Origin of the sequence: Pedobacter sp. GSP4, from assembly GCF_051857575.1 — a bacterium.
In the GTDB taxonomy this organism is placed as follows: Bacteria; Bacteroidota; Bacteroidia; order Sphingobacteriales; family Sphingobacteriaceae; genus Pedobacter.
This window is the reverse complement of the sequence record NZ_JBPZIR010000007.1, coordinates 89,181-104,273: the sequence shown is the minus strand read 5'-3', so window position 1 is coordinate 104,273 and position 15,093 is coordinate 89,181. Positions and strand designations below refer to the sequence as shown.

The 15,093-nt window shown below is 40.0% G+C and carries 13 protein-coding genes; 5 read left to right on the top strand and 8 right to left on the bottom strand.

Annotated elements, in window-relative coordinates; all coding sequences use genetic code 11:
- Window positions 1-155 precede the first annotated feature (155 nt).
- Both ACS5PU_RS17800 and ACS5PU_RS17795 read right to left on the bottom strand, forming a co-directional pair.
- Complete coding sequence (locus tag ACS5PU_RS17800; protein WP_439460509.1) at window positions 156-596, bottom strand: nuclear transport factor 2 family protein; 441 nt, start codon at window positions 594-596, stop codon at window positions 156-158.
- Between the two features lie 59 nt (window positions 597-655).
- Complete coding sequence (locus ACS5PU_RS17795) at window positions 656-1,027, bottom strand: DoxX family protein (protein WP_439460508.1); 372 nt, start codon at window positions 1,025-1,027, stop codon at window positions 656-658.
- Window positions 1,028-1,130: 103 nt separating this feature from the next.
- Here ACS5PU_RS17795 and ACS5PU_RS17790 point away from each other — a divergent pair, with 103 nt between their 5' ends.
- Window positions 1,131-1,523, top strand: a complete 393-nt coding sequence (locus ACS5PU_RS17790; RefSeq protein WP_439460507.1) for a winged helix-turn-helix transcriptional regulator — start codon at window positions 1,131-1,133, stop codon at window positions 1,521-1,523.
- 59 nt (window positions 1,524-1,582) lie between these two features.
- On the opposite strand, the gene uxuA is transcribed toward ACS5PU_RS17790, so the two are convergent.
- From uxuA to ACS5PU_RS17760, 6 genes are all read right to left on the bottom strand, one after another.
- Window positions 1,583-2,758, bottom strand: coding sequence for a mannonate dehydratase (gene uxuA, locus ACS5PU_RS17785; RefSeq protein ID WP_439460506.1), 1,176 nt, complete (start codon window positions 2,756-2,758; stop codon window positions 1,583-1,585).
- Between the two features lie 23 nt (window positions 2,759-2,781).
- Window positions 2,782-3,135 carry a hypothetical protein gene (locus ACS5PU_RS17780; protein ID WP_439460505.1) on the bottom strand — a complete coding sequence of 118 codons (354 nt, stop codon included), beginning with the start codon at window positions 3,133-3,135 and terminating at the stop codon, window positions 2,782-2,784.
- Between the two features lie 43 nt (window positions 3,136-3,178).
- Window positions 3,179-4,213: a LacI family DNA-binding transcriptional regulator gene (locus ACS5PU_RS17775; protein ID WP_439460504.1), complete on the bottom strand. Its 1,035-nt coding sequence runs from the start codon at window positions 4,211-4,213 to the stop codon at window positions 3,179-3,181.
- Between the two features lie 383 nt (window positions 4,214-4,596).
- Window positions 4,597-6,012 (bottom strand): glycoside hydrolase family 28 protein, encoded by a 1,416-nt coding sequence (locus ACS5PU_RS17770; protein WP_439460503.1) that lies wholly within the window; start codon window positions 6,010-6,012, stop codon window positions 4,597-4,599.
- Window positions 6,013-6,064: 52 nt separating this feature from the next.
- Window positions 6,065-7,693, bottom strand: coding sequence for a sodium/sugar symporter (locus tag ACS5PU_RS17765; protein ID WP_439460502.1), 1,629 nt, complete (start codon window positions 7,691-7,693; stop codon window positions 6,065-6,067).
- Window positions 7,694-7,818: 125 nt separating this feature from the next.
- Entirely contained in the window at window positions 7,819-8,826 is a 1,008-nt protein-coding gene (locus ACS5PU_RS17760) for a LacI family DNA-binding transcriptional regulator (RefSeq protein ID WP_439460501.1), read from the bottom strand.
- Between the two features lie 476 nt (window positions 8,827-9,302).
- Here ACS5PU_RS17760 and ACS5PU_RS17755 point away from each other — a divergent pair, with 476 nt between their 5' ends.
- From ACS5PU_RS17755 to ACS5PU_RS17740, 4 genes are all read left to right on the top strand, one after another.
- On the top strand, window positions 9,303-10,190 hold the full coding sequence (locus ACS5PU_RS17755) for an inositol oxygenase family protein (protein WP_439460500.1): 888 nt from the start codon (window positions 9,303-9,305) through the stop codon (window positions 10,188-10,190).
- 69 nt (window positions 10,191-10,259) lie between these two features.
- Window positions 10,260-10,994: a TonB-dependent receptor plug domain-containing protein gene (locus ACS5PU_RS17750; protein WP_439460499.1), complete on the top strand. Its 735-nt coding sequence runs from the start codon at window positions 10,260-10,262 to the stop codon at window positions 10,992-10,994.
- Between the two features lie 24 nt (window positions 10,995-11,018).
- Window positions 11,019-13,298 (top strand): SusC/RagA family TonB-linked outer membrane protein, encoded by a 2,280-nt coding sequence (locus ACS5PU_RS17745; RefSeq protein WP_439460498.1) that lies wholly within the window; start codon window positions 11,019-11,021, stop codon window positions 13,296-13,298.
- Window positions 13,299-13,316: 18 nt separating this feature from the next.
- Window positions 13,317-14,990, top strand: coding sequence for a RagB/SusD family nutrient uptake outer membrane protein (locus tag ACS5PU_RS17740; RefSeq protein WP_439460497.1), 1,674 nt, complete (start codon window positions 13,317-13,319; stop codon window positions 14,988-14,990).
- Window positions 14,991-15,093: the final 103 nt, after the last annotated feature.

The window sequence follows — 15,093 nt, the reverse complement described above, 5'->3', positions numbered from 1 at the left end:
AATTAACACCAACTTGGCGGGCCAAGTTTGGCCTATGCTAGAGAAAAAAATTACTTCCAAAATTGGTCAACAATAAGAAACAGGTTAGGAAAGTGATATTAGTAGAAACTATAAAGGCTTCAGAGAACACTGAAGCCTTTTATAAATGGTATGGTCTAATTGCTCAAAGTGCGAGCCTCTACGATTAGGAAGTGTGCTACACGTTCTTTGATAAACCATTTTCCGTCTTGGAAAACATAATTGTCATCATATCTTACACTATAATCTGAGAGGATATCCTTTCCTTCGGATGCTCTGATCATCTTGATCTGGGTAAACGAAACTCCCGTAGCAGTTTCACCATCAATTTTAACCGTATGCTGTCCGTTTAGGGTGAAGTAGGTCTTTACAATCGAAGCGTGTCCGATAAATTCTTTTTCCAGGTTGTCTCTTCCCTTCGTGTCTCCCACAAAAGTTCCGTTCATAAATACGCTATAGGTAGCATCCGGTGTAAAAACACCTACCATCTGAGTGATTTTTTTCTCATCTCCTAATGATGCATAGGCATCTATTAAGTCTCTCAGTTCTTCTTTGGTTTTTAAAATTTCTAATGTCATGATGTTATTGATAAATTAATATTTGTGGATATGTATGTTTTGCTAATTTCTTTGCTTAATTATGATGCTCTTGCTACGCCCAGGAAAAGGGATTTATCACGCAGAAATGCCGTTATCCAAATCAATGCGAGCGGAATAGCCGGATTGAGCATAGAACCATCGTGTGATAATTCTGTCGCCATTGCACCTGATAGGTAGCAACTGATCAAAATAAAACCGATATGCATTGTTTTTGGAAAGGCGAATAATAGAATAAATGCCATTTCCATTAAACCTAAAAAGGTTGCTGAATTGGGCAAATTAAATTTTACCAAACCTTCCACCGACCAGGGTAAATGAATTGCTTTCATTAAGCCACTAATACCAACCATCACTGTTACCAAAACGGTAAGGCCGGTTGTAGCCATTTTCTTTACATTATTTGTTGCCATAGTTTTATCGATTTGATTGATTATTATTAACCAAAATTAAAGTATATTTGCTAACAATTTGTTAGTGATTACCTAAAGGTTACTAGGTTACTTAAACGTAAAAATGGAATCGAAGAAATTAATACCTGGAGAAGGCAAAGGGTTTACCGAAGAGTGTACAAAGGTTTTGCTCGCTGTAAGCGATGCCTTATATGTAATTGGCGGTAAATGGAAATTGATGATTATTATTGCTATGGCCCGGGGCAATAATAGGTTCTCAGAGCTGCAGAAACAAGTTACAGGAATTTCGGCACGGGTGCTTTCGAGCGAATTAAAAGAGCTGGAAGCTAATGGATTTATTATTAAGAAGGTTACATCAGGTTATCCTGTAACAATTGAATATGAACTTCTGCCCTACAGTCAAACGCTTGAGGAATTGGTAGAGGCAATGACAAGATGGGGCATGCAGCACAGGGAAAAAATCAAAAATGAGCGTACTAACAGTACTGCTCATTAAATCGAAGGCTTAACGGCCTTAATAGTTTTTAGCGAAATACACAGGTAGATATCTTTATACTAGTAGTTGCCGGTTACGCCTATCTCTAAGCCCCTTAATTCGGCCAAACCGCGTAACCTACCAATTGCCGAGTAACCTGGGTTGGTTACCTTCGCCAAATCATCCAACATCTGGTGGCCATGGTCTGGGCGGAACGGGATGGATTTATCGCGTAAAGCATTCTCTTCGGTGAGCGCCTTCATGATTTCGTACATGTTTACATCGCCGCCCAAATGATCGGCCTCGTAAAAACTGCCATCTTCATCTTTGGTAACGTTACGTAAATGCGCAAAGTAAACCCGTTCTTTAACGGCATTAAAAATTTCGAGGGCATTATTGTCTACCCCTGCACCTAATGATCCGGTACAGAAACAAACACCGTTAAAGGCCTGATCTACCTCTTTAATGATGTAATTAAAATCCTCTAAAGTACTGGCAATTCTTGGCAGGCCCAAAATTGGATAAGGTGGATCATCCGGGTGGATGGTCATTTTAATGCCTTCCTCGGTACAAACCTCTGCTATAGAGGACAGGAAAAACTTTAAATTCTCTTTCAGTCCCTGTGTACCGATGGCTTTATATTCGTTAATGCTGTTGCGCAGTGTTTCCAGTTCAATTTCCTTTTCGTTCGGGATCCCCATCAGCACATTGACGCGCAGGTCAGCTAAATCCTGCTCGGTTAACGTAGCAAATTTATGTTTCGCACGCTCCAAAATAGATGCTGAATAATCAGCCTCTGCGCTTTCGCGCTTTAAAATATACAGATCAAAAATGGCCAGATCGATCCAGTTAAAGTAAAGTGCCTTAGATCCGTCGGTCATTTCCAGGTCCAACTGCGTGCGTGTCCAATCCAGTACCGGCATAAAATTGTAACATACAATCTTTATCCCACAGGCAGATAAATTGCGCAAAGAGGTTTTATAGTTTTCAAGGTACTGACCTGCATCGGCCCTACGGGTTTTTATGGCTTCGTGCACGGGTACACTTTCTACTACCGACCAGGTTAAACCGGCAGCTTCAATAATGGCTTTTCTTTCCTGGATATCTGCCAAGGGCCATACTTCGCCATGGGCAATGTGGTGCAATGCCGATACAATCCCGGTGGCACCCGCCTGTTTAACATCCTGTAAGCTTACCGGGTCATTTGGACCATACCAACGCCAGGTTTGTTCTAATTTTTTATATTTGTTTCCCATTGTTATATTTAGATAAAAGCAACTTAAACAGCTGCCAACTGCTGTTTCAAAAAAACGGCATCTTCCTTAAGCTGGATATAAGAAGATACAATACTCAGCATCATTTCGTAATGGCGATTGGTGTATTCTTTATTACCGCATAACGAAAATAATGTAGCATTCGCATCGGTAGTTTGGGTATAGGCTATGCTGAAAGTAGTTTGAAAAAGCCACCCCGGGAGATTTCCTTTGATCAAAATCTCACAGTCTGCTACATACACAAGCGGTTGATCGCAATCAACACGCATGGTATAAACTATGGGTAAGTCAATAATGCCCAAATCGGGCAGGTCAACCAGTACATTTATCTTTTTCTGCATATATTTCTTTCCGCTCACACTTAAATTTTAATCTTATTATGCTCAATGGCTTGCCTTAAACTTAACCATGCACTGCTGGTATTTTAACTAGCGATGAATCGCGTATTTCTAATTTGGTATCCAAAATGGCCTTAATCTTACCTTTATCAGTATTATCGGATAACCTATACATTAAAATTTCCATAATCCGATCTGCAATTTCTTCTAACGGCTGTGCAATAGCCGTTATGGAAGGCAGATAGTACTTAAGCACCTCCAGGTCATCAAAGGAAACCATGGCAATATCTTCGCCTATTTTGAGGTTAACCTGGCGTAGTGCGTCCAAACCATCCATAGTTAAATAGTTACAGGCAAAAACGACGGCATCTATCTGCTTGTTGTTTTGCAGAAACTGCACAATTTCAGCTACACTAGATTCTTTATCCTGATAATTGATTCTTTTAATGTGCGGTTTTAATCCAGCTAAACCAACTGCCCTTTCATAGCCTTTTGTGCGGTCAAGCATCTGCGATTGATCTGTTTCTATGGTAACAAAAGCAATTTCACCATATCCATTATCAATAAGATGGCTGGTAGCATCTGCAGCGCTTTTTTCATTATCTATTAATACGTAATCACTTTCAAAACCCGGGATGTACCGATCAAAAAGCACTACAGGTATATCGCTGGCAATTACTTCACTAACTTCTTTTTCAAGACCATTTGGCAAGGCTATGATAAAGGCATCCACATGGCGTTCGTTAAACACCTTTAAAACTTCTCCGCCCCTTTTTTTAGTGTTTTTTGTACTGCTGAACAGGATATTATATCCAAATGCAGATGCTTTTTCATCAATATATTTCGCAATCCCAGAGAAAAAGGGCTGTGCTATTTCATCAACAATAAAACCAATGGTCATTGTTTTACCAGTACGGAAACTTTTGGCCAATGTGTTGGGATGGTAATTGAGTTCAGACACTAACTGTTCAACTTTTTCGATAAGTGCAGTGCTGATATTTTTTTCCTTTGCTTTCCCATTAATCACAAAAGAAACTGTTGTAGTTGAAGTTCCCAATTGCTTGGCAATATCAGTTATGGATAGCCTTTTTCCTCTCACTTTAATATATTTTAGTTCTTAACTGTAGCCGTACCATCAATGCATTGTGATCTGAATACTGCCTTTAACCATCTTGTAAACAAACACCGGCCACGGCTTAAGCAGTAGGCCAAATATTAATCGTTATATATACGGTTATATAGTACGAAATTGTAAAAAAAAGTAGGTCTTTAATTGAAATTTGGGGATTTTATTTGCTTAAACGTTTAAGTAAAATCTGTGTTTTTTTTTGATGATATGTAGCATTACCAGCACCCGGCCAAGCATTTTAGTCGAGGTTCTAGTATATGCCCATAATACCCGGCACAAAGGTTTAACCCGCGTGCTGGATAATTTTGCACAGTGTTTAACATAGCCTAAGGTTTTCTGGCAGTTTAAAAAGTTTATTTCAAACTCGTTTCACCAAAATTTACAGATTTTAACTTGCTTACGTTTTTTTGTTCTAATGCTTTCCCTGCGTAATCGGGCTTATTTATTCCCCAAACCACATTGCTGTTGAGTAAACTGATGTAGCCGGTATTTTCGAAATAGAACCCAGCAATCGGACTTTTTACCAGCCCTTCTACATTACTGGGCCTACGGTCGTAAATCCCACCTGTTTCTTTGGTCGTTTTATCAAGGTGCACACTCACCTGATCGAAATAAATTTCTGAAATTTTATCCTGCCCCTCGCCGCTGATGTAGACACCGCCCTCTCCTGTGCATCGGATATTGCTGAAATAGATATTTTTGACCGCTCCTACTTTACCCTTGGTCTGTCCTTTTGGTAAACGCCAGCCAGCATCTTTATTATTACTGGTTGCCCTTGGGTATGCGGTAATGTAAATAGGTTCGGCTTTGCCCCACCATACATCTGAAAATAATTTTGATTCAATAAGCAGATTGGAAAAAACCACATTACTAACCGTTCCTTCATCGCGGTTTTGGATACCTATACCCCTGTTACTTTTTCGGATATTGCAGTTATTGATGAGCACATTGCTGATACGGTCCATGTTTTCTGAACCGATTTTAATGGCGCAGGAACTGGAAGTCATGGTACAGTTACTGATTACGATGTTTTCGCAGGCACCGTACGCTTCGTATTCCCTTCTATTTTTCAGGCAGATACAGTCATCGCCCGATTCGATGTAGCAGTTGTTGATCCTCACATTTTTACTGTGGTCTAGGTCAATCCCATCGCTGTTACGGATCTTAATGCTGTTCAACAGCGTAATATTGGATATGGAAACATCATTACAGCCAACCAAATGAACAGTCCAATAGGCCGAATTCTGAAAAGTAACACCATCTATATTCAGCTTGTTACAACCGATCAAAGTGAGCAGATGCGGTCGTGGATCTACAATATTAAATGGCTTCAGCACATACGAATCGCTCAGTTCTTCGCCCATAAACGAAATTCCATTGCCATCAATCACGCCTGTACCGGTAATGCTAACCTGTTCTAGTTTTTCTCCACTGATCCAAATGGTGCCTTCACCTTTATTTTCTTTAAAGGCACTTTGCGTATACAATTTCTCATCCGGACTGGCCAAGAGCTTAGCGCCACCTTCAACCCTTAAATCAACAAATGATCTTAAGTTAAAAGGACCGCTTAAAAACACATGCCCAGCCGGCACAATTACCTGTCCACCACCAGCAGCAGCACAGGCATCAATTGTTTTTTGGATGGCCACGGCATCATTGGTCTTACCATCACCAACTGCACCATAATTTTTTATATTGTAGAATTTATTTTGGCCAACTGCGCCAAAAGAAACCAGGAGTACAAAAAAGAATAATATTCTAGTCTTCATTTTCAAAAAGGATTGGGATAAATAATTAAAGCTTTGTTATACAATGTTTTGATTACCAAAAAACGGTATAAAGCGCTGCAAGGATACCGCATATAATGACCGAGGCAATGGTAAATGCCGGGGTAACCTTAAACATGCTGCTATCAATTTCTAATCCCTGCGGGTTATCCTTACTTTTCGGATCGCTTAGCGTTACTATGATCATTAAACCAATAATGATCAGAAAAACCCACGACATCCTGTTTAAAAAAGGAATTGCTGCTATTGCGCCACCGCTCAGCGTAGGTAGAAATTTAAATAAGGTAGATAAGGGTATGGTGAGCAAGGCTGCTGTAAGCGCTGCCCGCGAAGTTGTTTTTTTCCAGAAAAAACCAAGTAGAAAAATGGCAAAAACGCCCGGCGAAATAAATCCGACATACTCCTGGATAAACTGATAAACCTGATCGAAACTGCGCAATGCAGGTGCAATAACAATGGCAATTAATGAGGCGATAACCACCGACCAGCGGCCAACTGAAACCAGGCGCGTTTCTGATGCTCCGGGCTTGATAAACTTTTTGTAAATATCCAAAGTAAAAATGGTGGCTATGCTGTTGCATTTCCCGGCAAGAGAGGCCACAATAGCAGCTGTTAGCGCAGCAAAGGCAAGTCCCTTTATACCTCCGGGCAATAAATTCATCAGTACCGGATAAGCATGATCGGGTTTAACCGTTCCGGCTGCATCAAGCATTTCTGAATGGAAATAGCCACGCTGATAAAGTACATAGGCCGCAATACCCGGAATTACAACAATTACAGGAATAAGTAATTTTAAGAATGCGGCAAATATCAATCCGTTACGGCCTGTTTTTAAATCGGCTCCCAATGCCCTTTGCACAATGTACTGGTTACAGCCCCAGTAGTTTAAATTGTTAATCCATAAGCCACCTACCAATACAGCAATACCAGGCAGTTCATTGTAAAATTTATCACCTTTTGCGAATATCATATGGAAGTGATCGGAGGCTTCAACCTTTAGCAAGGGCAATGCAGCCAATACAGTGGGTGCATCTAATTTTTCGGATACGAGTTTCAGTGCCATATAACAGGTTATTAAACCACCGGCCACCAGAACAAAAACCTGTATAACATCAGTATAACCAATTACCTTCATGCCACCCAAGGTTATAATGGCAGAGAAAACCGCCAAAAATATGATGCAGATATTAAATGGAACCCCAGTAATGGTTTCGATGGCAATAGCACCAAGAAAAAAAATGGAAGTTAAGTTTACAAACACATATACGAGCAACCAAAAAACTGCCATGAGTGTACTTACCGTGTTGTTATACCGGTTAGATAAAAACTGTGGCATGGTGTAAATTTTGTTCTTGATATAGATGGGCAAAAAGAAAACAGCCACAATTATTAAAGTTGCTGCTGCCATCCATTCGTAACTGGCTATGGCAAGCCCCATGGCAAAACCCGAGCCAGACATGCCGATAAAATGTTCGGCAGAAATGTTCGACGCGATAATAGATGCCCCGATTGCCCACCAGGTTAGCGAACCTTCGGCCAAAAAATAATCTTTGGTATCTGTACGTTTTTTTTTCTTGCTCCGATAAACCCAATAGCCATATGCCGAAACAATAATAAAATACATCAGGAAAACGGCATAATCGAATGCAGACAGGTGGTTCATAGAGATCTTTTATATTTGGTTTTTTTTAAAAGTCAGAAAAAATCCCAATGTTGCTGGCTTAATTCTATTATTTAATTACGTAAACGTTTTCGGTCAAAAAGCATACTTTGCAAAATTAAAATGAGTTAACAGCCGGTAGATTCACGTTTGATCAGCATTGATTTTAATACAATATTCTGTTCATCATCCAACTGTTTATTGTTAAGGATTTTGAACAGGCACTTGGCAGCTTCGCGCCCAATTTCAAATGCTGGCTGGGTAATGGTTGTGAGCGAAGGATTTAACAGCTTTGCTGTACTCAGGTTGGAAAAGCTCAATATTTTTACATCTTTCGGAATAGCCAGTTCCAGTTCTTTGCATGCAGAATAGGATGGAATAATAAACTCTTCGATAGACGAAAATAGTGCATCTGGTTTATGTAAATCCAACAGGGCTTTGATGTGCTCGAGATTAAGCTGTTCATCATCGTGGTATTTGATAACCAATTGTTCATCCACATCAATTCCATGTACTTTCAGGGCATCAATATATCCTGCAAACCTGGCCTTGCCTGCCGGAAGATTTTCAAGACCGTATAAGTAGGCAATTTTTGTACAGCCACATTCAATAAGGTGTTCTGTTGCCTGGAACGCAATTTCATAATCATCAGTAGTTACCTTAACTGCATCGAGGTTTTCATACACACGGTCAAAAAACACCAAAGGTATTTTCTTTACCAGATTGGTGTAGTACTCACTGTTATACTCGCTGCTCGATACAGAAGTAAGAATACCATCAACACGGCCATTCAGCAAACTGTTGGTAAAGGCAACCTCCGATTCTATGTTTTCGTGGGTTTGATAGATGAGTACATGATAGCCATACTGCCTGGCAATTTCTTCGATTCCCTTTATCGATAAAGAGAAAAAATTATTGGCCACGCAGGGAATTACTACGGCTATAGTTTTGGTTTTGTGGCTCCGCAGGTTGCTTGCCGCTGGATTTGGTGTGTAATTTAATTCCTTAGCCAAGGTCCAAACCCTGTTCTTAGTTTTTAAACTGATCTCATAACTATCGTTAAGGGCCTTTGAAACGGTTGCTATAGAAATATTCAACTCTTGGGCCAACCGCTTAATATTTACTGATTCCGCCATGTTTAATAAAATATGTTTTGTTAGTTTTTCAAGGCTTTTTTGCTATTGCAAATAGCTCAAAGCCTAGTTCTTCACCAGTAGCTTAATCAAAACAAACAACAGCTTAACAACTTTAAGCAAGGTTTATGTTCATAACAAGTTATTTGGTTACAGCATTTAAATTCCCTTTCCGACTACAAAAAAGGGATTTGGCCTGAAGCGAAAATATAAAATAATCGTAACATCAACGTTTATTTTTTTTCTTTTGATCAGCTCGTGCGGGTATACCACGGGCAGAGGTAGGATCCATTATATCAGTAATTGCCGTAACGTATTAAATTTAAGCAAATTATTGCTGATTAACTAGACCAAAATGAAGTTTTACGTAATCGTTTACGTAAATAAAATTGGCAAAATATAAAAGTTTAAGCTTTCAAAAACTCAACTTTAACTTAAGAACAAACAAAAAACTTTAACCAAAATCAATTTCTAGCCTTATGAGAAACCAGAGCGCAGCATCAAAGGATAACCAAAATCCGTTGCAAAACCTTGATCAATGGGAAGAGGATATTTTGATCCGCTACCCCGACCCAAAAAACATCAATACAGAAAAAACAGAAGAGCAGTTTAGGAATTATGAAGAGACTGAAAAGGATAGCGTAAAAGAATTTTACAGGCTTAACCATACCTATCAAACATACGATTTTGTAAAACAGAAAAAAGCAGACTATTTAAAATTCGATAAACAGGAAATGCCGATATGGAGTGCCTTCGATTTCCTGAATAAACTGGTAGATGATTCTGATCCCGATACAGATCTGGACCAGATGCAGCATCTTTTACAAACATCAGAGGCTATCCGCAATGATGGGCATCCCGATTGGATGGTACTGGTAGGTTTAATTCATGATATGGGAAAAGTACTTTGCCTTTTCGGAGAGCCGCAGTGGGCCGTTGTAGGCGATACATTTCCTGTGGGCTGTGCCTATTCGGATAAAATTGTTTATCCAGAATTTTTTAGCCAAAACCCAGATTTTAGTAACGAAACCTACCAAACCAAATTAGGTGTTTATACTCAGAACTGTGGTTTGGAAAATGTAGACATGTCTTGGGGCCACGACGAATATGTGTACCATATGATGAAGCCCTACCTACCAGAACCGGGATTGTATATGTTGCGCTACCATTCTTTTTACGCACAACACCGCGAAAATGCTTACGACCACCTGATGAATGAAAAAGATCACGAAATGTTTAAATGGGTAAACCTGTTCAACCCTTATGACCTTTATTCTAAAAACCCCAACCAGAAAAGCTGGGCTGAACTAAAACCATACTACGAAGCGCTTGTGGCTAAATACTTACCGGCTACCATTAAATTTTAACATTCTATCTCAAAACAATATATAACCAAATTAAAACAAACCATTTATGAACCTAAATTTACAAAAATCATGAGATTTACATGTACAAGCTTAAAGTATGGCAGTATCTTTTTGCTGTTCTTACTCATTAGCCAGGCCTTTAATACGGCCTTTGCTCAAACTGACCGAAAAATTACCGGAAATTTAGTAGACAAAGACAATATACCTATTATAGGTGCATCTGTTTCGGTAAAAGGAACCAATAAGGCAACAGTTACCACCGACAATGGTGCGTTTAGTATTACCGCAAAAACCGGCGACAAGCTTGTTTTTACCTTTATGGGTTACGAGCCTAAAGAACTTACCATAGGTGCGGGTTCGAATTACAAAGTAACCATCAGCGAAGCCAATACCTCACTTACAGATGTAGTGGTGGTAGGATATGGAAAGGGTTCGCGCAAGGGCTTATCAAGTGCCATTACTTCGGTAAAGCCCGAAGAATTAAATAAAGGTGCTATTGCAGATGTTGGCCAGTTGCTACAGGGTAAAGTTCCGGGGTTGAATATTAGCTCAAGCGGCGACCCAAACAAGCCTGCTGCAGTAATCTTGCGTGGTGCATCTACCATTAATAGCCCTGGGGCACCTTTTTATGTGATTGATGGTATCCCAGGAGCCGATATTGCAGCAATTGCACCAGCCGATATTGCATCAATTGATGTATTAAAAGATGCCGCAGCAACTGCCATTTATGGTAACCGCGCAGCTAGTGGTGTAATTATCGTAACTACTAAACGTGGTAAATCGGGCAAGCCACAGTTAAGCTAAAGTGGCTACGCAGCTGCCGAAAAAGTGAGTAATCAACTTGATTTAATGGATGCTGATCAATTGCGAGCTTACCTTACAGCTAACAAGGTTACATTTTCGCCAAATGATGATAAGGGAGAAAATGTAAACTGGATGAAAGCCATTGAGCGATCTTCTGCATATTCGCAAAACCATAACCTTTCCTTTAGCGGAGGTACCGATCACAGTAACTATAGTGCCAGCTTAAACTATTTTAACAAAGAGGGGATTCTAAGTAAAAGTTCATTAAACCGCATTATTGGAAGGTTAAACATAGATCAATACGCGTTTAACGATAAAGTAAAATTCAGTTTAAACCTGTCCAATTCAAGCAGCAAGTCTATTAACGAGCCATTACAGAATATTGTGTTGTTACAGGCAGCCAAGCGCTTACCTGTTTCTCCGATTTACAATGCCGATGGAAGTTATTTCGAAAACCTAAATAATACAGGGTATTTTAATCCGCTTGCCATTGCCAACAATGCCCAGGATGAAACAAAATATAACGTTTTAATCGGTGGTTTTAATACGGAAGTTAAATTGCCCTTCGGCTTTACCTATAACATTAACTTATCATACCAGAAAACTACTGCTGCGCACGGTGAGTTTTACAGCAGTTATTTTGGCAAATACCCAACATCGAATTTTTACAATAACCCCGATCCAGGTATTGGAATTGCACACACGCTTATTGGTGGGGTATTTGGCACCAACGGATCTGCTTTAAGGAGCAACTTTGAAAACACCAATAAAATATTGGAAACCTTCTTAACCTGGGACAAGAAAATTGGCGACCACACCTTAAATGCGGTACTGGGCTATAGTTATCAGGATAATATTGTTGGTGATGGTTTTCAAACTTCGAGTACGAATTTTCCAACAGATTACGTGGGTTTTCAAAACCTTACCCTGGGTAATCCGTATGCCATTTCTTCTTACCGCATTAATTTAGGGAACGACCTTACCTATGCGAGGATTCTGCTGATCTCTGACTTTTTTAGGTTAAATTATAATTACAAGAGTAAATACTTTCTGCAAGGTTCAATCAGACGTGATGGAAGCTCCGCATTCGGAAAAAATAACCAATGGGGTTATTTCCCGTCTGTTGGTTTAGCCTGGAGGGTAAGCGAAGAAGATTTTATGAAAGGGCAATCGTTTGTTAGCGATTTAAAATTCCGAGCCAGTTATGGTGTTACCGGTAATTCGGCAGGTATAGGTGCCTATAACGGACAGTTAATTTATGGCATTAGCGGCACGTATTACAATAATGGCGTTCAGGCCGCTGCATATGCGCCAATTCAAGGTGCAAATCCTGATTTGAAATGGGAAAGAACATCAACCAAAAACCTGGGCGTTGATTTCGGGATTTTAAACAACAAAATTACCGGTAGCGTAGATGTGTATGATAAAAATACCATTGGCATGCTTTTCAAATACAATGTACCATCAGCACTTGTTCCGGGCGGCCAATTGTATGCGAATGGTGGCAGTATCAACAATAAAGGTATCGAAGTAAGCTTAAATGTATCGCCAGTTACAACCAAGAATTTTTCATGGTTAAGCACCATTAACATGGCTTACAATAAAAACAAGATTACTAGCTTACAAGGTCCAATATCAAATGCAGATTCTGTTCGTTACTCAGATCCTGAAGGACCGGGCCAAACCAATGCAACTTTACAAATCCTGAAAGTTGGCTACCCGCTTGGCCAGTTTTTTACGCTGAAATATGCAGGTAAAGATGCTAGTGGTAACTCCCTGTTTTATAAACGCGATGGTTCTACAACAACTACACCAAGCATTGGAACCGACTATTTTTACCTCGGCAATGCACAACCCAAAATAATTATGGGCTGGAACAATACTTTCAAATACAAAGAATTAGAGCTCAATATCTTTTTAAGGGGAACCTTTGGCAATAAGATATTTAACGCCACCAAAGCTGATTTATCTTATACCGCAGGTGCAGCAGTTAATAACATACTAAACAGCGCTGCCGACGATAAAGTAACGGATACAAGAAATTCATTCTACTCAGACCGGTATATTGAAAGTGGTTCTTACGTGCGTTTGGATAATGCAACGTTGGGCTACAATTTTAAAAACCCGGTTAAGTTTGTAAGTAATGTGAGGGTTTATTTATCAACCAATAATTTATTTACCATTACCGGATATAAGGGAATTGATCCTGAGATTAATCAAGGCGGTGCTGCCCCGGGTATAGATTATAATAACTTCTATCCTAAAACACGTACTTTTTTACTAGGTCTTAACGCATCATTTTAAAACACAAATTTTAAAAACATGAAAAAGATATTATATGGAGTATTATTTGCGCTAAACGCAGCATTAATATTCACCTCCTGTCAAAAACTTGAGGTACCTGTTACATCAGAACTTACACCAGAAACCTATCCCCAAACAGCAGCGCAGTTAACATCGGCATCTGGTGCGGTATACATCAATTTAAGAAGTGATTATGCTACCACTTATTTCTTTTTACAAAGCTGCTCAACAGACGAATCGGTGCTGCCGATTTTTGCTTCCGACTGGATTGACGGAAATAAGTACCTTGAATTACACCGCCATACCTGGACAAAAGATAATGCATGGGTTGCAGCAGGCTGGTCGTACCTAACCAATATTATCGGTACAGCCAATCAAACCATTTCGATTATCAGCCAATCAGCACCAGCGGGTGCCGCAAAAAGCACCAATATTGCAGAATTAAAAACCATGCGGGCTCTATCCTATTTTATGATGATGGATTTATACGGCAATGTACCATTAGATACGTTGTATGGCGCTACAGCATTAAAAACAAATTCGACTCGTACACAGGTATTCAATTATGTAGAAAGCGAACTTAAAGCGGCTATCCCTTATTTAAAATCGACTACAGGGACAGCGACCTATGGTTTACCAACCAAATACCTGGCTTATTCTATATTGGCAAAAATGTACTTAAATGCCGCTGTATACACCGGAACGCCACGCTACGATGATTGCATCGCAGCCTGCGATCAGATGATCAGTTCGGGCTTGTATAGTGTAGAACCCATGTCTACCTATCTGCAAATGTTTTACCCTACCAATGGACCATCTCAAAAAGAGTTTATTTTCGCCATTCCATTTGATGCTGCAACCACTTCGGGTAATATGTTCTTAGCCCGTTACGACCTAAACAGGAATCTGGGCATCCGTTACCTCTATTCGGGCTCTACACCAGGCTCATTTACCAATCCGGTAATGAACCAAAGCAGTGGCGGTGGTCTATCAAACAATAAACCAAGCGGACCAAGAATGACCACAACGGAGTTTTATGCCAATTTTAACGATGCGAACGATATCAGAAATAAACAATGGCTTACCGGCCCGCAGTACTGGCCAGACGGAAGTCCGATTATGGTGAGTACCACTAATTTAGGTTACGATCAGTTTTACACCGGAAGTACTCCGGCAGGAACGTTAACGTATGCACTCAATTTAACTCCACTTACGGCTTCGCGTTTGGCTCCAGGTTCTTACGATCTAGGCAAGGATGAAATTGCCTGGAACACTGGCTACCGCAACATTAAATTTATAGCTGATTACACCAATCCAACTAACCGGAACCAGAATAATGATATGCCGTTATTCCGCTATTCAGACATCATTTTGATGAAAGCAGAAGCCATATTTAGAGGAGGAACCCCAACACTGGGTGCTACTGCATTGGGGCTGGTAAATAGCGTAAGAAGTAACAGAACAACCTCTGCGCCATTGGGTGCGCTTACCTTAGATATACTTTACAATGAGCGCAGCAAAGAATTTGCCTGGGAAACCTGGCACCGCAACGATATGATCAGGTTTGGAAAATTCGAGAACGCCTATGGCCTGTCGAAAACCAATACCGATACCTATCGCCGTATATTCCCGATTCCGAGTACAGCTATTGCGACGAACAATACCTTGGTGCAAAACCCTGGCTACAACTAAGTCAAAGTTTGCACAGCATCCTAAATTTCCCTGGTGTAGGTACCAGGGAAATTTTTATTTTTCCGATCTTGTTTAACAGATCACCAGGCCTTTTTAAAAGATC

Bases quoted from the DNA above. Each gene is read 5' to 3' on its own strand.
- ACS5PU_RS17740 (WP_439460497.1), top strand. From the start codon at position 13,317: ATGAAAAAGATATTATATGGAGTATTATTTGCGCTAAACGCAGCATTA.
- ACS5PU_RS17770 (WP_439460503.1), bottom strand. From the start codon at position 6,012: ATGAAGACTAGAATATTATTCTTTTTTGTACTCCTGGTTTCTTTTGGC.
- ACS5PU_RS17795 (WP_439460508.1), bottom strand. From the start codon at position 1,027: ATGGCAACAAATAATGTAAAGAAAATGGCTACAACCGGCCTTACCGTT.
- ACS5PU_RS17765 (WP_439460502.1), bottom strand. From the start codon at position 7,693: ATGAACCACCTGTCTGCATTCGATTATGCCGTTTTCCTGATGTATTTT.
- ACS5PU_RS17790 (WP_439460507.1), top strand. From the start codon at position 1,131: ATGGAATCGAAGAAATTAATACCTGGAGAAGGCAAAGGGTTTACCGAA.
- ACS5PU_RS17755 (WP_439460500.1), top strand. From the start codon at position 9,303: ATGAGAAACCAGAGCGCAGCATCAAAGGATAACCAAAATCCGTTGCAA.
- ACS5PU_RS17800 (WP_439460509.1), bottom strand. From the start codon at position 596: ATGACATTAGAAATTTTAAAAACCAAAGAAGAACTGAGAGACTTAATA.
- ACS5PU_RS17760 (WP_439460501.1), bottom strand. From the start codon at position 8,826: ATGGCGGAATCAGTAAATATTAAGCGGTTGGCCCAAGAGTTGAATATT.
- ACS5PU_RS17750 (WP_439460499.1), top strand. From the start codon at position 10,260: ATGAGATTTACATGTACAAGCTTAAAGTATGGCAGTATCTTTTTGCTG.
- uxuA (WP_439460506.1), bottom strand. From the start codon at position 2,758: ATGGGAAACAAATATAAAAAATTAGAACAAACCTGGCGTTGGTATGGT.